A 23,754-nucleotide genomic window follows, 5' to 3' on the forward strand; every position below is an offset into this window, starting at 1 on the left:
TGAGGGGTGGGTGGTGTACTGACGGGGCACCTGATCGAGAGCCCCTCTACGACCGTGTATCCTCATTGGCCCGCGTATTTCTCTGTCATCGACTACGACGGCTTCCTCACGAAGACTTGGTCAAATCTCGCTCGACGTCTCATCTCGATCGACGTCTCTGTTCTACGGAGGCAGCGACGGCATAGTCTTTCATGAATAGCGATGTCGCAATTCCGAGACAACTCGTCTTCAGCTATTCCTACATGTTCGGTCAATATCATCCATACAAGATTGTTTTACAGCGGCAACGAGGGGTGTCTGATGCACAGCCGTCAAGAGATGGATCTCTCCCGAGCCAGTATCGAGTTTACAGCGGCAATAAGGGGTGTCGGTGGGGACGTCACTCTTACAGCGGCACTGAGGGGTGTCTCTGGGGCGACGTTATAGAGTAGGAATCGGTCGGAACGGAGCGGATTCCGTCCTGTCCTTCGGAGGTGGCCTGTCCACCCACGAAACGAGGCAATATCCGAAACAGCAGTCAGTGAACACACATGCTAGAAGCGTGTGTCTGTGTTGACTGCTCACAGCGACTCAGAAAGATACCCCCGACTCTGCCGACGCCTGCTGGCATCCCCGTGGTCAAAACAACACCGGGATGCCGTACACGGTCGAGGATAGGGGTAACGGCCACTTGGCATGGCCAGCAATCCACTAGTCCGATGCTGTGGGACTACCCGTGCCCGAAAGGTCTGGTAGTCAGTTGCTTGGAAAACCTGAAACTCCCACCGCTCGGGATTCCTCCCGCCTTCAGGCGGAGGAGGATGTCAATACAGCGGCAATCAGGGGCGTCTACTCGGTATGTGTATCTACGTGGATACTGATCACCGGCTGATTCATACCCCTAACTCACCACCCAGCAGTATGGGACGAGTTCGTCTGTTTGCCCTTGTCGGTGTTCTTGTGATCTCGGTTCTGGCCGGCTGTAGCGGGAGCCCTACGCTGGATCCTGCATCCCCAGCTACCGATGTCAGTGACACCCGGACCGTCACTGTCACTCGTGTGATCGACGGTGACACCATGGCAATCGAGTATCCCAACGGCACTGATGACACCGTCCGCCTGCTAGGCGTCGACACGCCAGAAACGACGCTGTCTCGTGTTTCACCCGCTGAATTCGAAGGGGTACCTGACACCACTGGCGGTCGTGATCACTTATTTGACTGGGGCGAACGCGCCACTGCTCTCGCCGTCACTGAATTGGAGGGCCGCCACGTCGAGATCGCGGTCGACCCAGCGTCCGACCGCCGCGGCTACTTCGGCCGGTTGTTGGTATACATCTACGTCGACGGCGAGAATTTCAATGAACGGCTGTTGGCCGACGGCTACGCTCGGACGTATGATAGTCAGTTTAGTTTCCGTGAGCAGTTTCGCGGGACCGAACAGCAGGCCCAAGATGACAACGTAGGGGTGTGGAGCTACGAGCAATCCGCACCTGACTCAGCAAGCCATGTGTCGACGACCGACGACGATGTTCCCCCACCGCCTCCAGATGGCGATTATGACTGTTCGACGTTCGAGACACAAGGGCAAGCACAACACGTCTACGAGGAGACTACCGGAGATCCGCATCGGTTGGATCAAGACGGCGATGGGATCGCGTGTGAGTCGTTACCGTGATTCAATCTACCGTGAGTGTGTTGTCACCGTGATTCAGTCTCGTTTTAATCGATCGGTGAACCGATGACCGCGTAGAACGGGTCTGATCCAGACTGGTCGACGACACACTCGGTCTGGGCGAGGCCGCCGGCAGTGAGATACTCTTCGACAAGCGTGGCACGCTCGTCCATCGATCGCATTCGCCACGCACGAACTGCCTTTGTCGGGAACATTCGATTGGTGAAGCTCACGATCACCCGTCCGCCCGGCGCTAGCACGCGTTCAAATTCAGTGAATATTTCTCCCGGATACTGGAGATACTGCACCGAGAGGGCACAACAGACCATATCGAACTGGTTGTCCTCAAGCGGAAGCGTCTGCTCGGTGTTGAAATTCTGGACGAAAAATTCGTCCAACTGCTCGTTTGCCTCGAGCTCGGCTTGGTTCAGACCATGGCCCACGACATGGTCGAACGAGAGCGGTGGCAGAAACGATACCCAACTGCTCATCGCATCGAAGACTCGGTCCCCAGGCGACATCACAGATGCGTACAGTTCGGTTAACCGTGAGCAAAAGGCGTCATCTGCGTGGGTCACGAATCGTGGCGATTGATAGAATGAACGATCGTCACTGTTGTCGACTTTCATCCGGTCTGTCTCTGAGAGGACTTGCGGCACATCTATAATATGGGGCTGTAGGACGAAGAACGTTGACTCTACTCCCGATAGGTTCAGGTCCTTTCGCCGAACATTCGCTGTGTCGACTTGGATCCTCGTCGCCGCCGAATCGAGAACATCGCTGCAAAACGCTCAAAAACGACTCTACTCGATCATTATTGAATTGACAGCTGGGGACCGATAGACAAGTAGCACCTCCACTCCCGACGGGATTGCTCTGTCTTCACACAGAGGACGATTTCAACCGGGCCATCCAAACCGATGCCAACAACGCGACTATGGCAAGGCCAAAGCCGAATCCTGGTGTATCATCATCTGTCTCTCCTGATTCGTCCCCCTCTTCCGCAGCATTCAGATCTTCTGTCGCGTCTTCATTGATGCCGGTTGCAGTCGTTACTGCCATATGCGAGAAGTGGTCTGTACTCGCTTCTAATACGAACGCTTCGTCCGTATCTTTAACAACTTCTGTTTTGAGTGGCTCCCACTCGCCGTCGACTTCTTGCCAGATCGTGAGCGTTTCTCGATCCAGCTTTGAGAGGTCTCGCTGTGGCTTCACGACCCTCTTTAGGTTGAATCGGAGTGTTGCAGTCTCGTCTCGCAGTTTGTACGGAACCATGATCTCGTTTGCAGAAACGAGCTCCCCTGGTGGTGTCCCAGCTCGCGACGGCATGTCGCTGTAGTCTCTCACTTCGATTTCACCGGTCGTATTCTGATCATCCCAGATGACTGTCTCAATAACAGGTCGATCCAAGAAACTGCCTGGTTGGGCATAGCTGTATCCGTCGGCGCTCTTGATGCGCCCTTTAGCGAGTGTGAGCATGACGACATCTTCAGGGTGTGGTGTGGGTAATGCCGATCGGACAAAACTACCACTTCCACCGCCACCGCCTCCGCCACCGCTGCTACTACTGCCACCGCTACTGCTTCCTCCTGTGTTTTTCGAGTTAGAGCTATCGTCGACGTCTACCGTGACCGTTTCTGTAGCAGTGTTACCGGCTTTGTCGGTCACCGTCAGCTCGATCTTGATTGACTCCCCATCAGACAACCCGGTCACTTCGATTTCGCTCTTTGCCGAGGTCGTCGTCGCCGTATAGCGGTTTGAGTCAACATCTGCAACGACTGCCGTTTCGCTGACGTTGATTCCCGACTGTTGATCAGTGTACTCGAAGACGACATTAATTGGCCCGCTATCGCTCTTAATCTCTGTACCGGGTGTGACGCTTACCGAGTTGACTTCGGGAGCTGCCGTGTCGACGCCTCCTGCAGCGAACTGACTGAATCCATCGACGGTTGCGACGAGTGCGTTTGCCGTGCTGTTGTATTCGGTTTCAATCTCGTAGTAGTCCGAATTTCCATCGTCGGACTTCATAATCATCAACTCATCGGTGTCGAACTTCTCGACGACGTCCCGATCGAGTTCACTCAGTGGGATGTGGATACTCGCATTTTCGAGTTCGCTATCTGTGAGTCCGATATCGTTCACGTTGATGAATCCGCCACCGATCTGGTTCGGTTGTAATGCAGTCCCGGCGGGCGACGTGCGACCACTGCTTACGATCGCTTTTCGAGTTGCGGTGGACCCAACCTCCGTCTCGTTGGCGATGACACTAATTTGGCTGTTCGCGCTCGGAGAGACCGTTCCTCGTCCACCGGTCAAGTCGTAGCTTTCGACCGACGCAGTGAGATTTTCACTAATAGAATTCCCCGTTGTGTCGACTGCTTTGACCGTGATATTGAAGATACTCACACCCGGTGTAGCGGACTGACTACTGTTGAAGTCCACAGAGGCTGTGTCTCCTTTCGCTTGGAGTCCACTCGGGATCGCTTTTGTACCCGGGCTTCTATCGCTACCATCGTCTGCTTCGATGGTCACATCAGTAATTTCGAAGGTTTCAGATCCTTCGACGAGGAGCGTGCCACTGCCCGAAGTGAGGTTTTCAGTATCGAGCCGGATCTCGGGTGGTGTCGTATCGATCGTGATTGGAGAGCCACTCTGTGAGACTTCTTGGCTCGCGTTGTCGACGGCCGTCGCGACCGGCGTGTAGCGCCCATCGCCAACGAGGTGGTCGACGGGGATGTCCGTAGAGAAGTCTCCACCAGAGCTCACATCTGCCTCGACAGCCGATTTATTGCGATAGGCAGTGAAGTTGGCTTCCAGTGCGAACGAAACGCTGTCGACCGGGAGACTGCCTGCTGTGACAGTCCCATTGACAGTGACTACTTCCCCGGCAAGGTCGTGTTGTGCTTCGACCGCTGTAATCTCGGCTGGGTTGGGATCTTCGACGATGACTACTCCATTGGCGCTGGTCTGATTCGACGCGAATACGAACGTGTTCTCGCCGATATCGTCGAGGTCGGTGTCGTATTCGAAGGTCAGTTGCGTGCTTGCATCCGCATCAAGCGTTGTCTCGTTTGAATCGAGAGGCGCTTCTGACCCGTTTCGCGAGAACGTGACCGGTTGCGTCCCAGAGACGTTCCCGATATTTTCGACGTCGACGGTCGCCGTAATCGGATCTCCAGCACTCACCGGCGACGTGATCGAAGCAACTTCGATATCGAATGTCGCCTGACGGAGGACCGTAACAGACTGAGTCGCCGTACTGTTCGGAGTCGACACCTCGGCTGTGTAGGTTCCGTAGTCGCCCACGTCAGTTGGGAATCCAACCGACAGCGCCGTCGAGTTACCTCCGTCAAGCACGACGGACGTGTTGTTCGTAGCGAATCCGCCGATGGTAGTAGTCACGTTCTGTTCGAGCAGGAGGTCGCCTGTATTCTCGACGAGGAAGTCGACAGTGATCTGCTCAGACTCGACTGGGGAATTGATCGCTGTTATACTGACTGCGGACTCTGCGGGCCGGAGGACCTCGACCATTTCTGTCGACGCCCCGGTTTCGGTCTTCACTGTGACGTTCAGTTCGGGGTAGTCGGTGTCTGTGACGTTGTATTCGAATGCCACGGTCGCTTGTTCGCCCACGCCCGTTTCGGGGATGTTCCCTGCTCCAGTTTCGACGAGCGTTTCGTTGACATAGAGATCGGCGCTTCCTGGACCGCTGATGCCTCCGACGTTCTCGACGTCGACAGTGATCGTTGCAGTCTCGTTCACCACGAACGGGTCTGTAGCCGAAGTGTTGATCGTCGGGTCGAACGAAGCGGGTTCGGCGACATCAGCCCAGTATTCAGTCTGCTGTGTATCTGTTACTGCAGTAATGTTGATCCGTGGGAGGTCTGCTTCGGTCGCCGTGTAGTTGAACTCGACGTCGGTAGTGTTGTTCGGGCCGAGTTCTGGGATATTATTGTCTCCTGTGACGACGAGGCTCTCGTTCACATACAAGCTGAGGTTGCCTGTATCGCGGAGATCGCCCACGTTCGTGACTGTGACATTGAAGCTCGCTTCTTCGCCGACAACGAAAGGCTCAGAGACATTCGAGCCGTTAATCTCTGGCTGGAATTCCGCTGGCCCCGCGATTGTGACGCTCTTGTTGTAGGTGACATCCCCTGTTTCGATGGTGACATTCTTGACGCCGGTGTCTGCTTCGGTAGTCTGGTATTCGAAGGTGAGTTCTTGAGTCTCTCCAGACGGGATTTGAACACTTTCGGATCCGATCACAGTGCCGTTGAGAGACGTCGTGACCGTCCTCGTGGCCTCATCACCGAGAACATTCACATTCGAGATGTTGGCCGTCACAACGAGTGTGTCACCGTACTCGACACCACTCGGTGCGTCGACCGAACTAACCGTGGCGAACCCACCGGGATTGCTCAGAGCCAGCGAGTTGTATGCATTTGCGATCCCGTACCCCGAACGAGTATTCCGACCATCGGGTACCCCAACGGCGTCGGTTGCCCCCTCCCGAAGCACGTACTCGATTTGAGCGGGGGTGAGACTTGGATTGTTAGCCAGCATGAGCGCGACAATTCCACTGACGTGAGGGGCAGCCATGCTCGTACCCGACTTCCGGGTTAGCGAATCTTCATCCCAATAGGAGGCACTCCAGACGCTGTCACCTGGTGCGACAATATATGGGCTCACCTGCGGGTCTTCCCAACTGTTTTGATCTTTGGTGACGTTGTATTCGTCCAGATTGTACGTCCCCCCGCTTGAGAACGACGGAACGTTTCTCGAACTGTCCGTAGCTCCAACACCGATGACGGGCTCGTACGCGCTAGGAAAACCGATGTGGCCTTCTCCGGAATTACCAGATGACGAAACGACGGTGATTCCCAATGTCCGTAGATTTTGCACTTCTTCTAATTCAGATGTTGTTGGGGTACTCGATCCGAGACTCATGCTTACGATATCCGGATCTTGTTCGGCCATCCACTGCATCGAGCCAATGATATCGAATCCGTAGCCGCTGCCGTCATATAGCGGGGTGGAATGAATGAGTCTTACATCGGGTGCTACACCGATCGCAGTGCCCGTCTGATTACCTCCTGCAATAGTCCCCGATACGTGCGTGCCGTGACCATCTGAGTCGAATGGTTCTGGGGCATTAACGCCTTCCCGGGTGTCTCCGAGTGTAAACGAGCCGTTCGGGTAGTAATAGGTGTGCCAGGCTCCCTTGTAGTTGTTCGTAGAGTCACCGTTGTTCAGTTCGAGTGAGATGTGGTTCGGATTGATTCCAGTGTCGATCACGCCGACAGTCACCCCCTCACCTTGCGTATCAAACGTCTCCCAAGCATCCGGCGCGTTGGTCTGTTCGAGACCATAGGTACCGGGATCGTCTGGCATACTCTCGGTCCCATAGGACGGGTAGGGATCAGGAACCTCGACTCTCTTATCGACCTCGACGGCGACAATCTGCGAGTGGCTTACGAGCTCGTCTGGTTGCATACGATCTGTGTCGACAGTCACTAGAATGCTATTAGAGATCCAAAATTGCCGTTCGACAGCCACCGCATCGAGAGGCTCGAGATAGTCAATTACCGGCCTTTGGCTTTCTTTGGTCTGCTGTTTCAGGTCTTCTTTCGAGTCAAACGATTCGATCTCGGCCAATTGAATGAGGGCTCGAACATCTTCCTGGTCATGAGTGGTGTTTGTACTCTCTGTAGCGGCAACCAAACCACCACTACCGATTATAAAAAAGATAGCAATAATAACGACAAGTATGTGGCTTAACCAGTCCTTCATACAGTTCGCAGAACTGGACAGTATAAATATCCGGGTCTTACCTATGTCCGTAAATTGCCTCGGGGTCAAGCCCCGAGGCTTTCGCGTGGACTCACGTTCTCACTGCTGAAAGCGATAGGCGAATATTCTCGCTTCACATTTGATATTCCGCGATTCAAGCGCACATCTGCGGGTACGCTTCCGTCGTTTGCGTTTTACTGACGATATCGGTTCTGCAAACCGATGTTCTTCGAAGCGTCGTGGTTAGCGTGGTTCTCATACCTGCACTTAACAGAACACTTCACCAGACCGACCGTCGCTATCGGTACACCCACACGCCGAACCCGTTTGGACGTATTCCGAGGGTCACCCTACACGACTTCGACGCCATGCTCCTCTGTCCTGTATTCGACATCCTTGTAGAGGTGTCGGAACGCCCAGACGTGTTGCCACGTCGACCTTGAGATGTTCTCCCGAATCTGGATCGAGTCTTCGAACACGATGTGCGAGCAGTCGTTTCGACGGTCTCTTCAATGAATTTCGAACTCTACATCCGTGTCGACGTAGTCCGGAACTACTACCCGAGATCCGACTAGTGAACAGTACGCCAATCAGGTCGCCTGAGAATCTTACTTGAACAGATCCTTGCGTTCGGACTCCGAGAGTCTAACATCCGGGTGTGCGTGGGCCGAACACTCTTCGCACTCGTAGGAGCCGCTGCCGGCTTCGAACTGGTAAATCGGATAGCCGAAGAGGAAAAACGCATCCTCTTGGTGGCGTTCGATGACCGCGTCGGCGGTCGCGCCACAGCCCGGACAGTAGTCCTCGTCCATCGCCGGGACCTGGTAGGTGATCTTCTTCCGGCCCATGAACGCCTCTCTGTAGGCTGCGCTCTGTGATGTCTTGATGAGGTCCTCGACGGGGAAGTCGTCGACACTCACCGTGTTGTCGTGGCCGGGTTCGGTAGCGACGGTGACGTCGGTGTAGGCGCTTACTTCGACGGTGTTGTTCGACCCGACGAGGTGGAGCCGAATGCTGCCGTGGCCGTCGACCCGGATGTCGTTGTTCCACCCGGTCAGATAGAGTTCGAACTCCGCTTCGGTGTTTTCGATCCGAACCGAGTTCCGCCCGCCGGTGACCGACACTCCGGTGTCGGGCTCGGTGACGCTCACTTCGCGATCCCAGCCGGTTATACTCTCGTCGTACTGGTTCCGCGGGTGTGGTTCGGTGTCACTTTCGTCGTGGAACCGCTGTTCGTCGCCGATGATCTGGAGATCGCCATCGACCGCTTCGTGTTCGATAAATACGTCTTCGGCGTCGACAACGACGACGTCGCCGCTGACTCCGCCCGATTCGAGATAGCCGTCCTCGATCGTGCCGCTGATCTCGGTCTCGATGTCGCCGATCTCGGCGGTCCCGCCGGCCGGCGTGTTGGTGTAGACGTATTCGGCGTTCAGCACCTTTAGATCGCCGTCGACGGCCCCGGACTTGACGTGGACGTTTTCGGGGTCGACGAGTTTGACTGGTGGCTGTTCGTCACCGTTGAGCGTAATATCGCCGGAGTAGGTTGTCGAAGGGGAACTCATTGGTATCAACTAACTGTGAGTCGTGTATTTAGTCATGAGTGGTGTGTTTTTGATCGTGATATTAGATTTCGCTGCGTTTGATCAGGGCATAGAGGAACAGCCCCGCGAGGATCACGTTCATGTAGACGAGGAACGCGGAGACGAGTCTGGCAGCGGGGCCGATCGGCCCGATGTTGCCGTAGCCGATCGTGAGGAACGTGATATACGAGAAATACAGGTTCAACCCGAGTGTCTGGAGCCCATCGAACGTGGCGATTTCGGTGAGGGCGATCTGTCCGGCCCCGGTTTCGAACGGCGAGCCGCCGACCGCAAACAGGAGGCCGGCAAACAGCGGAAACAGGATGAAGACAGTCGTGATCCGGTAGAGCCGCAACCCGTAGCCACAGGAGATCCCAAGAAACAGGTTCTCGATGCCTCGGAGCGCATTCCGCCCCCGTGTCAGCAGAGCTTCGCTCGAATCGGCGGCGATCTCGAAGAACTTCCGGCGGGCGTGCTGTTGGCGTTTGACGCGGAACTCGCCGGCAGCCTTTACGTTGCTCTGAGCCGAGGCGCTGTTTTTCGCCTTGAGGTACGTCTTTTCGATGACGTCGGGTGTCATCTCGACGGTAAACTCGTAGGGACAGCTCCCGTCGTCGAAGCTGTGGAGGTTCCAGTCGTTGCGGTCTAGATAACCGGTGTGGTCCGAGAAGGTGAACTCGTCGAAGGTCGTATCGCAGAACCGCACGTAGTCGAGGAGTTCCCGTTCGTCGGCCGGGTTCTCCGCGGTCAGTTCGACATCGCCGACCGTCGACCGTGTCAGATCGAACCGAACCCAGCCGTCTTCGGGTTGGACGACACGCCCCTCGGCGATGGTCGCCTCGGTGAAATCGAGATACGTATCATCACCGAACGACTGGGCTTTCAATCGAAGCGAGTCGGTGAACTCCGCGTCAGTAAAGTCCGCGCTCTCTTTGAACGCGACCTCGGTGATGTCCGCCGCGGTACAGACGATATCGCTGAAGTCGACAGCACCGACAAACGTCGCGTTCCGGAAGACGGCATCGTCTTCTAAATGGTTGGTTCCACCGTTGAATATCGCACCACGGAAGGTCGTCGGACCGCCGAAGACGGCGTTCGTGAACACGGCATCGCCGTCGAAGATCACTTCATCGAAATCGGCTTTCCCACCGAAACGGACGGTTTCGAACGTCACGTCGTCGGTGAACTCACACCGCTCGAAGACCACGTCGTCGACGAATTCGGCGTCGCTGAAGTTCGAATAGCCGAACCGTCCCCGTTCGAAGGTCACGTGATCGCCGAACTCCGCAGCGGCGAACGACACGTCGTCTTCGAGTAGTGCCGTCCCGCCGCGACACTCGACACCGCGGAAGGTTGCTCCCTCAGCGAAACGCGTGTCGTCGAACAACACGTCCTCTGCGAAAGTGACCTCGTCGAAGTCAGCAGTCGCGGTGAACTCGCTGCCGGTGAACACGACCGTCCCTGCGGCTTCGACCTTCTCGAAGACGGCCTCGCCGTCGAAGCGGACGTCCCTGAACTCGATGTACTCGAAGGTGGCGTACAGAAACGAAACATCGCCGTCGAAGACGGCCCCCGAGAACGTCGTGTTGTCACCAGTCTCGTTGGATCGGCCATAGAACTGCGTCCCCTCGAAGCTCGCTTCGGCCTCGAAGACTGCGTCGGTGAAGCTCACGTCGTTGTCGAAGACGACCTCGTCGAAGATCGCTTGCTGGCTGAAGGTGGCTTCGGTAAACTCGGTGTCGTCGCCCGTAACCGTCGCCTCGAAGCAGTCGACCGTGTCGGTAAAGCGGGTGTCCGTACAGAGCACGCCGTTTTCGAAATCACAGTTGTCGGCCAGCAGTCCGCCGACGGTGCTGTGCCGCAGGTCGAGTTGTTCTTCGAACCGCCCGTGAAGGACGGAGATTCCGCCGGGAATCGTCGTATGCCGGAGGTCGACCGGGTGTTGGTCGTCGCTTTCGATGTCGACGTAGTCGAGATCCAACTCGGGGAAGTGGGCCCCGATAAACGCCCGCGTGGCGTCGGTGTCGTCTTTGAGTTTCCGGACGAGAGACGCGGTGAGATCGGCCGCCGAAATGTCGGCGGCCTCGCGCTCGTCGGGGGCCATGTGGAACGGGCAGTAGTCACTCGATGCGTGTGACTCGTGTGGACACGACCAGCGGCGTTCGATCGACGTCGAGTCGTGTGCTGCGGGATCGAACTCGTAGGCACAGGTCATGGGTATCTCGACCCGATTGGTGGATTGGTAGACATGATGGATTGTAGTTATTTCAGTTTCGTATTTGGAGTTTCGTATGTAGGTTCGCCACCGACAGGAGCTGCCGGGAGGTCGGTGAATTCGTGTTCTGAATACAGCGCCAGATCGTACTCCGGGTAGGTGTGGTAGGTCTCGTAGTTGGTGGTCGACTGGCAGTTGATCGTCGTATAGGCCTGCGGATCGAATCGGTAGGCGATGTCGAACGGTTCGGGACCCGGAAACGCCGACAGCGGCTCTCGGCTGATCGTCGTCGTTACGCCGATCGATCCGAACCGGTAGCGGCCGGTGTGTATCTCCTGTCGATCACGGCCAGCGGGCTCGGTCGACCGGCGGTCCGTGATTGGTCGGCCAGCGGACTCGGTCGACCGGCGGTCCGTGACTGGTCGATGCGTGTCTGTCAGCGGAACTGTCGTCACACGCCCCTCTCGGATCGGTTTGCACGACAACAGTTCGTGAAAGCCGAGTTCCGGCGCGCCGATGTAGTGTGAGTCGCCGATCACGGCGAAAGTGAACTCGGTCCCGAAGAACTGCCGCTGTACCCGCCGCTTGATATCGTATTCGGCGAGCGGTGGTTGCTCGGCCGTGTATGCGAGGTAAAGGGATTCGGGTGGACTCATTGTTTTTCCTTTTTGACCTTGGTTTCGACGATCAGCTCGTAGTTCGGATCGAAGACGCTGTTGGGCTCGACGCCGGCGTACTGCGGCGTCTCCTTCCAGTCGACCGATGTGTACTGTTCGCTGTGGTCACGAACGTAAGCGGTCCCGTTCGCCGGGGTGATAGTCGACCGGGGTTCGTCGGGGGCGAGCACGAAGAACCGCTCGCCGAGTTGGTCGGTGCCGTCGACATCGCGGTAGGCGTAGTAGGCCATCCGGTGGTCGAAGCCGGCCTCGCGGACGGTGTTCATGTAGGCTTTGTTGTGTGGGCCGTAGGTGTAGCCCGAATACCCCCACGTCACGACCAGTCCCTCCTCCGAGAGCCGATCGGCGAGCATGCTGTAGAACTCGACGGAGTACAGATGGAGGAGGTCGTCGCTCTTGGCGCCGGGGAGATCCAAGAGGACGAGGTCGTACTCACGGTCAGTCTCCTGCAGATACGTGTAGATGTCCTGCTGATAAACGGTCAGATTGTCGTACTCGTAGGCGTCATCGTGGTATTCTGCGAGGAACGCGCTGTCTTTGCTCCGATCCATGAACGCCCCATCGAGGTCGACTTGGTCGACGCTGACGTCGTGGTCCCGGAGGTAGTTCGCCGCGATCCAGTCGCCGCCGCCGACTAGCAACACCTCGGTTTCAGTCGAGTTTTCGTACATCGTCATCGGGACGTCGACGAGCCCGTGATGATAGGAGTCGACCCAGCTGTCACACAGTTGGATCGCCGAATCCAGCCGCAGACAGGTGTCCGACGCGCCGGAAAACAGTCGATTCTCCGATTCGCCGTTCCACGATCGTTCATAACGGACGACCTGCTGGTTGCGGGTCGTATACTGGTCGGCGATCGACGCCGACACCGTGTTTTGTGGGTGTTCGTCTTCGATCAGCGACTCCATGTAGTAGCCCGTCAGTTCGTCGTCGACCGCCTGATGCTGGACACTGACGCCCGCGTAGACGCCGGTCAGCAGCAAACAGGCCACTAGCACCGCCCGGTGTTCACGGCTGGTGATCGCACTATCGTCGGTGCTGGTCCTCTCCAAGCGGTTGCTGATCGCCCATCGGTCGCTGAACCGTGCCACGAACAGTAGGGCAGCGAGACAGTTCAGGAGTGCGAGTACGAACACCGACGGAATCAATCCGAGTCGTGGGTAGAGCACGAACACGTAGATGAGTGCCCCGAGGAGCCCACCGAGGTAGTCCATCGCCAACACGGTCGAGTCGGTGTCGTACGCCGTGCTCTCCCGGTCGGTGTGAAACGCGACCGAGAGCAGCCGGAACGAGCCGTTCTCGACGACCCGCCCGAGTCGGTCGACCCAGCCGGGCGTCGACGTCGAGCCGGCCTCCGACCGGACCATCGACAACAACACCGGCAGTTCGAAGCCCGACAGCACGCCGACGACAACGACCGGCAGGCGGGCGGCGACCTGTAAGATCCCGTTCGGGAGGATCTCCGGGAGTGCGGCGGTGTTCAGCCAGAGCACGAACAGGAAGCCGACCGGCGCAGCGAGTGCCAGATACACCTCCGTCCGGAAGAAGTTCGCGTGCTGGGCGTCCTCGAAGTGGCGAACGAGAAACGAGCCGACACCGAGCGAGGAGAAAAACAGCCCGATGGTGAGTCCGTACTGTGTGACGGTCCCGCCGTACATCACGGTCAGCAGTTCCGAGTAGACGAGTTCGTAGGCGAAGCTACAGAGGGCGACGAGACACGCGATCACGTGTAACGTCGCCTGCTTGGAGACGCCCGACAACGTAGCATTCGACATTCTATGAGTGACTGACTGCCTGTCGGTCGACCAGCGCCAGATTCCAGAGGGGCCTCACTCGTCGGGGGCCGTCAGATCCGGGGTGAGACTTTCCATCGTTCGGTGATCTCTTTGCCGTCGACGGTCTGTTCGACACGGAGATCGATACACTCCCAGCCGAGATCGGTGCCTTCGTCGGGGCCCTCGGCGACGACGATGTTGGCACCGACCCGATACCAGCCCGGTTGCACATCTCGGACCGAGGTTTCGATCTCCTCGTTGGTCGGGGAGTCGTAGGTGTCGTCCCAGTTGATCGGTCCGGGACCGGGATCCTGCTCTTCGAAGCGGGCGTTCGAACCGATGTATGCGACTCCGAGGGTGGCGATGTCGACCGGATACTGGGATACTTCGTCGTCGTGATCGTTGTACCAGCCGTTGGTGTAGGTGCCACCCCAGAACCACGCTCGACCGTTTGCGGTCCGCGGGGCCGAACTGTAGCCGCCGCTCCCGCGGCCGGTCGCGCCACGACCCTTTGCGGCCCGGGCCCTCCCGACCGGCGAGAGGGCGGTGAGCGCCGACAGGCTCGCCGTCGACTCGGTGTTCGTTCCGTCTCCGGAGCCGGCCGACCCGTCGGCGTCGAGATCACGCCGGGACTGTACCCAGCGGTCCGACTCGCCGAACGGGTCGATCCTGAGCGTCGACCCGTCGGCCGAGAGTTCGACATCGTCGATTACGTTCGACTTCCGTGGTGGTGGCTCGTTACTGCTCCCGATACAGCCCGCGAGAGCCGTCAGCCCGCCAGCCGCAACGATGCCACTCCGTTTGAGCAGCGTGCGTCGATCGATAGGTTGTGTAGGACTCATGTGTTCGTCGGTCCGCGTCGTAGGTAGACTGTCATTTTTGCGGAATGGTACTAAAAACCAACTCACCTGTTACCGATCCTGTGATCCGAGGAGCCGCCGTATCGGATCGGCTCGGTGTCCAACCCGGTCGTCGCAACCGCGTTGCTGGCGCTCGTCGAGCGGGACGAGATCGACATCGAGCCGACGTCGGCACCTATCTCGATATGCCGGTCGACGACGGGACCGAGCCGCAGAAACGCTCCGAACGCCGAGACGGATCGGATCCCGCTTCAACTCTCTGCCATGCACACGGGGACAGGTCCATGGCTGCACATGCGGGGGAGCCGTTTTACCGGGCGTGGCCCTCGACGACCTGCTCTTGGGGGCCAGCGGGCATGGTCGACAGCCGTTTCAGATAGCTCCTCACGGCTCGCTCGCCGAGGCCCACCCAACCGGCCACGGGGTTGGAGCACGTACCGAAACGCCGAGTTCTCGTCCTCGGGTTGCGGCCGGCGGGGGCAATGTCTGCGTCGATCTCGGTTGTCTCGCCGCTATCGAGGCCGTCCAGCACGTCGACTCCACGGTCACGAACGTTAACCAACAGATCCCTGCCCATGCGGCGATGTTGGTTAATACTCACTTTGATTCAGTTCATCAGTACGCTGAGCTGGAGCTATCGTCTGTTCGACCCTCACGAGAGTTCGTCTGAAACACCGTCGACTCATTCAGCGTGTAGTGCGAAATTAACCTCCAAGAAATCTGTTTAGTTCGCTAAATTCGTCGGGTGAGAGAATGACCTCGGTGTCGAACGCATCAAATCGTTCGAAATCGTCGTCGATCGTCAATACGGTATCCACCCCTTGGTCTATCGCTACCTGCGCATAGTACCCGTCCCATCCACCAACGTTTGCTTCACTTGCCTGCGAAAACCCGCTCCGAACTACGTCCTTGGGCATCCCGTCGTACCAGTGGATTCGCTTCGCGTCCATGAAATTCTGGAGCAGCCGAGATGCGTCTGCATTTGACTGTCCGTAGTACGTCGTCAGGACGGTGTGGGCTCCGAAGAGCGCAGGGTACGGAACAACGGCATTTATGTCGCCAGCGATGGCATCTTGGATGTACGAAAGCGCAGACTCACGGACTGGAGCCGCTGTGTGTGCGAGGGCTATCACACCGACATCAAAAAGATACGATCGATCAGTGTCACTCATCGCTGTTTTCCTCTGTCCCTCTTCGAACCGCGTCTCTGTGCTTCTGGGCAATGGGGTCAGCCCCTTCGTCAATCGGTCTCGTCTCCTCTCGCTCGGAAGACGTTTCGGCGATGAGTCGATTCATGCGTTCGATAATCTGTTCGGGGCTGTTTTCAGGTTCTACGACTGCTTTCCCGTCTTCTTCGCGAATCGCTACTTCTGTACCGGGAGTAATACCGAGATCTTCTCGCACCTTCTTCGGGAGGACGATTCGCCCCTTTGAATCCACCTTGGTCATATTCCCACTTGGAGTGGGATTGAGTATAATCGTTTGGTTCAGACCACTGCTTCCACCTCTCAGAGCAAATGAAGAAACCGTAGTACCGGGAAAAGCTAATCTCACGAGAGTTCGTCTGTAACTGGGTGGTCTCGGACGTCCATCCCTCAAATTCAGGGGTTTCGACCCTACGAGGGTTCGTCTGTAACGTTTAGCAGTTCAGAGTTGAAGCCCCGCTGGCTCCTGAAAGTATACCGAATCATCTCGCCGCTCCAACTGAACAGAACATTTTCGAATCAATGCGAACCGCACTCCAATCACGTGTGTCAGGATATCTATTGCCTGATTTCCGACGAGTCTCGCAGATTTTCCCGACATAGCAGAACCCGATTGAGTGGTTGAACGTTCTTTTTCAGAACAACATGTGACGTGACATGTACTGTGCACGAGGCTGTACTAGAGTGTATGGCAGCCGAAGAATCTCCTGAAGAAACCAAAGTCAGTGACCGAGGAGTGGTCACGATCCCAGCGGTCCTCCGCCGACATCTCGATATTGAGCCGGGTAATAAGCTCCGCTGGACCACTGACGAAGAAGGCAATCTCTCCGTAGAGGTGGTCAAGCAGCGCTATGGAGCGTTCGAAGACGACAATATGAAGGCTCCGATGGGCGATGACAGCCTCGAAACGCATGATCTCGCTGGGAATGAGGCAGACCCCGCATTTACTGAGGATACCTGAATAGCAGTTGGGGTAGTCGATACCAACATCCTCATCGACTACAAAGACACGAGTTCGGATGCTCGTCATGAACGAGCTCAGAACATTGTCTATGCCATCGACAGCGGCGATCTCACGACGGCCCGAGTCACGAATTACCGAGCTCCAAAAGCCACAGATATATGCAAAATACAAAGATATATTGAGTGCGCGATTGTAGATGTTGCTATGGCCGAGTTTGATCCTGTCCCTGATTCAGAGGCTCCCCGTCGACGATGGCAAGACGGGACTGACACCTTTAGCCGGGTCTATGAGGTCGCTCTGGGGATTACGTCACCCACAGCGTACACGGACATTGCAGAGCTAGCTGATTGCTCTCCCAATGCTGCAAAAAAGCATCTTGAGCGTCTGTCCGAAATGGGCATCGTTCGAGAAAATCAAGAGAGTCGACCGGCACAGTATGAACGCAATGAGGGGTATCTAGAGTGGCAGGATGCAAGCCGGATCGCTGACGAACTCGCTGTCGAGGAGATCATCGATCGGGTGCGATCACTCGAAACACAGCGTGAGGAGTACGAGACACAGTTCGAGGCGACAGATCCGACGGCGGTCTCTGTGTTCGACGCCGAACGCCACGACACCGTTCATGAGCGAATGGCTGCGGTCAGTGACTGGCAGGGAGTAATTCGTGATATTCGGCTGTACGAACTCGCTCGTCAGCTCTCCCAAAACGATGGCCGCCTCATTCCCGCATAGATGGGCCTGCCATCAGACGACTCGAATCCAACACCGGATGCGACTGGTCCACCGGATCGACAGACGTTGCGGCTCCTGGAGAAACACCTGAGCTCGGACTCACTGGTCGCCGAGACCGCATTTGATCCCGATAGCTACGAACCCAGAGTGCTTCGAGCGCTGCTTGATACGGGTCGATATCCGGAGTCGACGACTGCTGTGAGAGTCGATATCCGATGGTTCACGACGGGCGATTTCTCAATGCACTACGTGGAAGAACACAACGACGGAGAGTCGTGGGAATGTCGCTGGGACAGACATCCAAACACTCACAATAGCCGCTTGCACTTCCATAAGCCACCGTCTGCTGCTGATATCACTGATCTTGAACTCCCGTCGACTCATCCGCTGGAAGTGTACTCGATTGTACTGTCTGCTGTCGAGCAACGAATCGAGAGGCTGTGGTCCGAGTGACTGGGGTTCTGGCCCGGCTCAAGCGCCCGCTACTGTACCTGATGGTCCCAGCGTACGTCATCGCAGGTGTGCTGCATTATCGTTCCTGAGTTGTATATATAGATTATTCTACTATTCATCCTAATTCATCTTAAGCTATCGGTAGGTCCTGAAACTCGAAGTCCTCTGCCGACGACACTGTCTCATCGACGACCTGATACTCCCGATGGCGATTGGCACCTGTGATCTCGATGAGGTCGTATGCTTCGATCTTCTGTAGTTTGTTCCGGCGGGCCCGCTGGCCGACCGGGACGCGGTTGCGGTTCGCATACACGCAGTCTGCAACTGCTTCGTATCGCTTATGAAGGCCGCGCGGGGTCAGCGGTCCCACCTGGTGAAGCAGTTCGTACAACAGCTGGTGGTGCAGCGGGAGCGACCCGAGGTTTACAGCTCGCTCGAATGCGGTCTCGATGTCGACGGCTTCGACTGTCGAGTGTTCCTCGCTAGCGATTTCTCTAGCGGCTCGCAGCGTCTGAATACCGGCTTAGGCCACACCGCCAACGTGGTCGGCGATCGACTCTAGATACGCCCGGTCGACATCTGCGTGGAGTCCGTGGCGGACTCGTGGTTCGAGAATATCGGCCAACTCGGTGGTGCTGTACCGTGTTAATTCGAGTTCTTGGCCCACAAGTCGTTGGTGGACGTGGTCGTCTTCGGCTCGCGAGAGGAGTGCTTCGGGTTGGTGGACAATTACCACAACCGCCAACAATGGAATGTCGGGAGCTTCGAGAGGGCCTTGGGCTGGTGATCGTCGCCTTCATCAAGGACGACAATCAGCGGTCGCTCGACACGCTTGTGGAGCCGTCGCCACAGCTCCGCTTCGGGGGTTGTTCGTGTCGGATCGCCACCGAGTGCGTTGAGGACCGCACGGGCGATTCCCGCTGGCGACTTTCCCAGCGACCGGACGTGGGCGAAGTCGACGGTGGCCTGTCGCTGGAGTCGTTTGAAGGTATGGCGTGCCAAAACTGTCTTGCCGACCCCACTGGGGCCATAGATCAATACGTCGGCTGGCCGGCGACCCGCGATTGCGGGTTCGAACGCGTCGGCGAGCACTTCGACGGCCGGAAATGGAGTTTCAGACGAACCCTCGTGGGGTTGAAGCCCGGGCCGGTGAGCGCCTCACCCAGCTCGGGATCCCGTTTCAGACGAACCCTCGTGGGGTTGAAGCCAACAGTGCGGTTGAGATCACTATTAACGAATTAGATAACGGAGATGCGACTGCGAGGAGTGAACTATCGGCCAGTGTGAGCAAGTTGGATTGAGAACGGTCGGTTGTGGCTTGTTCGACAGCCACCGAATACTCTCTTGTCCTGTAATCCGTTTGCAACACTTTTGTATCTTATTCTGCAACTGATCTGTATGATCAGCCGACGGAACGTACTGATTGGACTCAGTGGGGTAGTAGCACTCGCGGGGTGTACTGAGTTCCAACAACAGGAGGACCAAGTCGACGAACAACAAGAAGCCGAAAACCAGTCACAGGGAGATCAGCCACAGGAAGAAGTAGATCAGCAACAGAACGAATCACAGGAGCAAACGGACCAGCAATCGGACGACGGTGACCGAATAGAACGGATTGCCCCGGAACGCGAGACAATAGAGGACGCACTCGATACGTACGTCGCGTTTCTGGACGACGAGGACGCCGATATACTGGCAGTCACCTCGTTGTCCGAGGAGTTCGACCATCTCCCGATAGTGAACGCCATGCAGACGGTCAGCGAGGACCTCGACAGGAAAGCGCGGCGGGAACCCAACGAGGAAATATCGGACGAGATCAGCACCGTTCGACGGGAGGCGAGAGCCATCGAGGCCATTGCTCAAGCACAGAATCGCGGCCAGAGAACGGCTATGAGCGCGCAAAACTATGTCGAAGAGATGGGGGATACAGTAACTCTATCCCAGATACACAGCAACCTCGTTCCGCGAATTGAATCGTTCGCAGAGGCGGTTGACACCGTCTCGGCACGGGTAGAGCGCCTACCGTCGGCGAGGATCAACGAGTCGCGTCTCTACGAGGCGAAGCTCACCCAGTTCGAAAACGAACTCCAAAACTTCAGGCTTTATGCGGCGATCCACGACGATTACCGATCGGGAATAAAGAGTCTGAGTCAGGGACTCTCCAAACTCAAGAGCGAGAAATACGCCTCGGCGGAAAAGTTGAGCCGTACCGCGGTCGAACGGTTCGACCGTATCTTGGACGAACTCTCCGGGGTGACCGACGAACTACAGCCACTGACCGACGAGATGGTATCGCAGGTCGAATCCGACAAGGAGACTGCAGAGGCACTCAGAAAGATCACGACGGAGTTGTCGAACTAAACACTGGCGTCGGTGGATTCTGGCCTAAAGTGCCGGCCAGTGTCGGCAGCGACCCACTTACAGGACCCGCGTTCCAGGGACAGAGTCGCTGTGAGTCGTCATTGACGCCAGACAAGATGCGGGACTTGGAGACGTAATCTTGCAACTTCTCTTAGTAGACTACTGTCGGTTAGTCTGCTAACTCCTGACCGATTTCGGTCTGTCGTCGACAAGCCAACCCGGACTCACTTGGATGCCGCTAGGGGTACCGAGTTGGTGCCCGCGTTGGCATTCGGTTGCTGGTGGGACTGTGACCAAGGCCGTTCTCTCTGCGGTCGCGTCTCCCCTGCCATCCGTCGACCCACCGTGCACCGCGCCATACGGCGGTCGAGCTGAGCGGACCTACTCCGAATCTCGCTGTCGACGCCGTGGTACTGTCTTACTGGATCCCGGTGCTGTACGAGGGATTATTGCCTCGTCTGTAAGCTGGCAAGCTCGTCGACCCAGAAGTCGAGACGCCCAGAACCGACAGCCGGTAGTCGTCGACGGTGGGACACCCAGTGGACGACCAGGAGGGAATGGCCACCTGTCGACGACGGTGGGGATGTCGGCAGAGCAGTCCCACTGTGTCAGCGGGCCCAGTGTGTCGACACCGGGATCACGGACTGATGTGGCAGTCGACGGCAGGCAGAGAGGTACGACACGAGGGAAGAGAGGTCCGGGGATACTGTGGCCGGGATGGCGGTGGCCTTGAACCGGGATCGAGGCACAGACACGGGCCGCCAGGAGCGCCACCCGGCTGTCGACGCTCGATGTGCCCCTCGGCTGTCCACCGGTCGTCGACACTGGGGAAGCCGGGCTGTCGTCGACGGCCACGAGTTGCATCGGATCCTAGCCCGTCGACTGTTCGCCTTCGCGTAGCAGGACGGCCACGACTCCTGCTCGTTTTACAACTCCGAGTGACTCTCTCGGCGGCGACGAACTGGATTGATTGACCGGTGGATCGACTATCGTGGCAGCGACGTACATGTCACAGTATCAGCGACCTACCGATCGCGATCCGCCGAGTGAGGTGTTCGAACCGATCGAAAACTACGGTCTCGTCGGCAATCTCGAAACCTGCGCGTTAGTGAGCCGACAGGGATCGGTCGACTGGTTTCCGGTCCCACATCTCGAATCACCGAGCGTCTTCAGCCGGATCCTCGATGACGGTGGTGGCTGCTTCGCTGTCGAACCAGTCGGCGACTTCGAGTCAACCCAACGCTACCGCGAGCGAACGAACGTCCTCGAGACCACGTTTCGAACCGAGGAGGGCACACTCCGACTCACGGATTTCATGGCCCCACTGACTGATGACGAGTCGGAGGTCCCTGCGCGAACGCTCTACCGGAAACTCGACTGTCTTGCGGGACGCGTCGACTTCCGAGCCGTCTTCGAGCCACGATTCGATTTCGCTCGTACCGAGCCCACGCTGTCGACCACGACCGAGGGAATTCACGCAACCGGCGATGAGACACCGCTGTGCTGTTGGTCTACGCTTCCTGAGCCGTTCGAAATCGACACCGAAGCCAGCCGCGCGACGGCCAGCGCCACGCTGTCGGCGGGCCAGCAGACATCGATCGGCGTAAGCTACGGAGAACTGATCGCTCCCGACCCGGCGACCTGCGAGCAGGCCCTCGTCGAGACAGTCGACTACTGGCGCGAGTGGAGCCACTCCTGTGACGATCAGTCCGAGTGTGTCTTCGGTGGCCCGTGGCACGCACTGGCCGTCCGATCGGGGCTGGTGCTCAAGCTGCTGACGCACTACGAAACCGGCGCGATCGCGGCCGCACCGACGACCTCGCTGCCCGAGGAGATCGGCGGCGTTCGCAACTGGGATTACCGGTTCAACTGGATTCGAGACGCCGCCTTCACAGTGCAGGCGCTCTCGAATCTCGGTCACACGGTGGAGGCCAGCGAGTATCTATCGTGGTTTTTGGATCTGTGTCGGACGACCACGCCGGCGGAGCTGCAACCCCTGTATGGCCTCCACGGCGAGTCGGGACTCACCGAACGGATCTTGCATCATCTCTCGGGCTACCGGGACTCCGGACCGGTTCGGATCGGCAACGAGGCTGCCGACCAGCGTCAACTCGACATCTACGGTGAACTCCTGTTGGCCGTCTTCGAGGCGACCCGGTCGGGAATCCCGCTCACCGAGGCCGACTGGCGGGCGATCTGTGAGATCGTCGACTACGTTACCGACGTCTGGGAGGAGCCGGATTCGGGCATCTGGGAGGTTCGAAGCGAACCCATGCAGTTCGTTTTCTCGAAACTGATGTGTTGGGTTGCCCTCGACCGGGCGATCGATCTCGCCGAAGAGCAAGCGTTCGACGCCCCACTCGACCGCTGGCGTCGACATCGCGAAAAAATTCGCACGGCAATCCTGAACGACGGCCTCGATCCGACCGGCTCGTACTTTGTTCGATCCTTCGAAGAAGAGGACGTCCTCGATGCGGCAACTCTATTGATTCCGTTTGTCGGTTTCCTCCCGTTCGACGACTCCCGAGTCCGAGCCACTATCGAGGCGGTCGACGACCGACTCACCTCCGAGACCGGGCTCGTCTACCGCTACGACGGCTATGACGGGTTGCCAGGCGGCGAGGGGACCTTCCTGCTCTGTTCGTTTTGGCTCGTCGACGCCCTCGCGCTGGTCGGGCGGGTCCGGGAGGCCGAAGCGCGGCTTGAACGACTCATCGACTACGTCAATCCCGTGGGGCTGCTGGCCGAGGAGGTCGCCGAGTCGACGGGCCGACAGCTGGGCAACTTCCCGCAGGCGTTCAGCCACATCGGCCTTATAAACTCAGCGCTCCACGTGAGCCGCGCCAAGGGGATGGCCGTCCCCGGCACGGAACTGATCGGCATCGAACTCGGGACGGGGGCGACCGTTGAAGCTGTGCGCGACTCCGACAACGATCACTCGGATTCGTAATTAGTCATCAGCTATTTACATACTCGGTCTCTCCTCGATCGGCGTCCCGATTCGCCCGGCGGCGTGGCGGTAGAGGTCGACGTCCGGTTTGAATGTTCGAATCTCGTCGGCGCTGATCGTGTCTTCGATCAGACCGTCGATCTCGGCGTGGTCGACCATCGAATCGGGCATCTCGGGGTTCCCCTTCGAGACGACATAGCAGTCCTACCCACACTCGCTGAGTCGCTTGATTCTTTCACACACACGTCGTCGAAGACGTCCAGTTCGTGGTGAACCGCCCTTGGGTCAAGCCCCGAGGCACTCGCCTTGTTTTCTCTGCAGACCCCATTTTATCGTCCGTGTAGATCCGAGCGAGCGTCCAGTACGACGATAATTCTCGGCGAGCGTCCGACAGCAAATCTTAAATAATTTTTCGCTCTTGTGGCGGAGATTGTTGGTGAGTCATAGTGCAGCGTCGAGGATGGTTTTCAGAGCTTCTTCTCCTGATTTTCGGTAGACTCGGCGACGAAGCTGAAACGCTCTGAGGTACGGCGTGA

At 57.6% G+C, this 23,754-nt stretch carries 18 protein-coding genes and 3 pseudogenes; 6 read left to right on the plus strand and 15 right to left on the minus strand.

Going from position 1 to position 23,754, the window contains the following annotated elements; all coding sequences use genetic code 11:
• Positions 1–900 precede the first annotated feature (900 nt).
• Positions 901–1,656, plus strand: coding sequence for a thermonuclease family protein (locus NKJ34_RS14810; RefSeq protein WP_253739086.1), 756 nt, complete (start codon positions 901–903; stop codon positions 1,654–1,656).
• A gap of 44 nt (positions 1,657–1,700) precedes the next feature.
• On the opposite strand, the gene NKJ34_RS14815 is transcribed toward NKJ34_RS14810, so the two are convergent.
• The 10 genes and pseudogenes from NKJ34_RS14815 to NKJ34_RS14855 all read right to left on the minus strand — a co-directional run bounded on the left by NKJ34_RS14815 (position 1,701) and on the right by NKJ34_RS14855 (position 16,002).
• Positions 1,701–2,312, minus strand: coding sequence for a class I SAM-dependent methyltransferase (locus NKJ34_RS14815; protein ID WP_253739087.1), 612 nt, complete (start codon positions 2,310–2,312; stop codon positions 1,701–1,703).
• A 223-nt stretch (positions 2,313–2,535) separates the two neighbouring features.
• Positions 2,536–7,443, minus strand: a complete 4,908-nt coding sequence (locus NKJ34_RS14820; RefSeq protein ID WP_253739088.1) for a S8 family serine peptidase — start codon at positions 7,441–7,443, stop codon at positions 2,536–2,538.
• 65 nt (positions 7,444–7,508) lie between these two features.
• Positions 7,509–7,940, minus strand: a pseudogene (locus tag NKJ34_RS16000) (zinc ribbon domain-containing protein); the annotation flags it as partial.
• A 111-nt stretch (positions 7,941–8,051) separates the two neighbouring features.
• On the minus strand, positions 8,052–9,008 hold the full coding sequence (locus NKJ34_RS14825; protein WP_253739089.1) for a hypothetical protein: 957 nt from the start codon (positions 9,006–9,008) through the stop codon (positions 8,052–8,054).
• 61 nt (positions 9,009–9,069) lie between these two features.
• Positions 9,070–11,241, minus strand: coding sequence for a pentapeptide repeat-containing protein (locus tag NKJ34_RS14830; protein WP_253739090.1), 2,172 nt, complete (start codon positions 11,239–11,241; stop codon positions 9,070–9,072).
• 47 nt (positions 11,242–11,288) lie between these two features.
• Entirely contained in the window at positions 11,289–11,897 is a 609-nt protein-coding gene (locus NKJ34_RS14835) for a hypothetical protein (RefSeq protein WP_253739091.1), read from the minus strand.
• On the minus strand, positions 11,894–13,693 hold the full coding sequence (locus NKJ34_RS14840; protein WP_253739092.1) for a spermidine synthase: 1,800 nt from the start codon (positions 13,691–13,693) through the stop codon (positions 11,894–11,896). Before NKJ34_RS14840 ends, NKJ34_RS14835 begins: the two co-directional genes overlap by 4 nt.
• Positions 13,694–13,764: 71 nt before the next feature.
• Positions 13,765–14,535, minus strand: a complete 771-nt coding sequence (locus NKJ34_RS14845) for a hypothetical protein (protein ID WP_253739093.1) — start codon at positions 14,533–14,535, stop codon at positions 13,765–13,767.
• A 722-nt stretch (positions 14,536–15,257) separates the two neighbouring features.
• Positions 15,258–15,725, minus strand: a complete 468-nt coding sequence (locus tag NKJ34_RS14850) for a type II toxin-antitoxin system VapC family toxin (protein WP_253739094.1) — start codon at positions 15,723–15,725, stop codon at positions 15,258–15,260.
• Positions 15,718–16,002: an AbrB/MazE/SpoVT family DNA-binding domain-containing protein gene (locus tag NKJ34_RS14855; RefSeq protein WP_253739095.1), complete on the minus strand. Its 285-nt coding sequence runs from the start codon at positions 16,000–16,002 to the stop codon at positions 15,718–15,720. Before NKJ34_RS14855 ends, NKJ34_RS14850 begins: the two co-directional genes overlap by 8 nt.
• 444 nt (positions 16,003–16,446) lie before the next feature.
• Here NKJ34_RS14855 and NKJ34_RS14860 point away from each other — a divergent pair, with 444 nt between their 5' ends.
• From NKJ34_RS14860 to NKJ34_RS16005, 3 genes are all read left to right on the plus strand, one after another.
• Entirely contained in the window at positions 16,447–16,719 is a 273-nt protein-coding gene (locus NKJ34_RS14860) for an AbrB/MazE/SpoVT family DNA-binding domain-containing protein (protein ID WP_253739096.1), read from the plus strand.
• Positions 16,720–16,926: 207 nt separating this feature from the next.
• Positions 16,927–17,454: a DUF7342 family protein gene (locus tag NKJ34_RS14865; RefSeq protein WP_253739097.1), complete on the plus strand. Its 528-nt coding sequence runs from the start codon at positions 16,927–16,929 to the stop codon at positions 17,452–17,454.
• The gene (locus tag NKJ34_RS16005) at positions 17,455–17,907 is read left to right on the plus strand and encodes a toxin-antitoxin system TumE family protein (RefSeq protein WP_425491846.1); all 453 of its coding nucleotides are present in this window, start codon (positions 17,455–17,457) and stop codon (positions 17,905–17,907) included.
• Between the two features lie 130 nt (positions 17,908–18,037).
• Here NKJ34_RS16005 and NKJ34_RS14870 read toward each other — a convergent pair whose 3' ends face one another.
• The 3 genes from NKJ34_RS14870 to NKJ34_RS14880 all read right to left on the minus strand — a co-directional run bounded on the left by NKJ34_RS14870 (position 18,038) and on the right by NKJ34_RS14880 (position 18,999).
• On the minus strand, positions 18,038–18,220 hold the full coding sequence (locus NKJ34_RS14870; protein WP_253739098.1) for a hypothetical protein: 183 nt from the start codon (positions 18,218–18,220) through the stop codon (positions 18,038–18,040).
• A 210-nt stretch (positions 18,221–18,430) separates the two neighbouring features.
• A complete protein-coding gene (locus tag NKJ34_RS14875; protein ID WP_253739099.1) occupies positions 18,431–18,643 on the minus strand; it encodes a hypothetical protein in 213 nt (70 codons plus the stop codon).
• On the minus strand, positions 18,637–18,999 hold the full coding sequence (locus NKJ34_RS14880) for an AAA family ATPase (protein WP_253739100.1): 363 nt from the start codon (positions 18,997–18,999) through the stop codon (positions 18,637–18,639). The genes NKJ34_RS14875 and NKJ34_RS14880 overlap by 7 nt, the downstream gene beginning before the upstream one ends.
• Before the next feature lie 306 nt (positions 19,000–19,305).
• Between NKJ34_RS14880 and NKJ34_RS14885 the strand changes: the two genes are divergently transcribed.
• Complete coding sequence (locus tag NKJ34_RS14885) at positions 19,306–20,268, plus strand: hypothetical protein (RefSeq protein ID WP_253739101.1); 963 nt, start codon at positions 19,306–19,308, stop codon at positions 20,266–20,268.
• Between the two features lie 1,051 nt (positions 20,269–21,319).
• Positions 21,320–23,218 carry a glycoside hydrolase family 15 protein gene (locus NKJ34_RS14890; protein WP_253739102.1) on the plus strand — a complete coding sequence of 633 codons (1,899 nt, stop codon included), beginning with the start codon at positions 21,320–21,322 and terminating at the stop codon, positions 23,216–23,218.
• A 30-nt stretch (positions 23,219–23,248) separates the two neighbouring features.
• Here NKJ34_RS14890 and NKJ34_RS14895 read toward each other — a convergent pair.
• Together NKJ34_RS14895 and NKJ34_RS14900 are read right to left on the minus strand one after the other, a co-directional pair.
• A pseudogene (locus tag NKJ34_RS14895) lies at positions 23,249–23,496 on the minus strand (HAD family hydrolase); the annotation flags it as partial.
• 163 nt (positions 23,497–23,659) lie between these two features.
• Positions 23,660–23,754: pseudogene (locus NKJ34_RS14900) on the minus strand (IS1595 family transposase); the annotation flags it as partial.

This window comes from Halohasta salina (genome assembly GCF_024178165.1).
Lineage (GTDB): Archaea > Halobacteriota > Halobacteria > Halobacteriales > Haloferacaceae > Halohasta > Halohasta salina.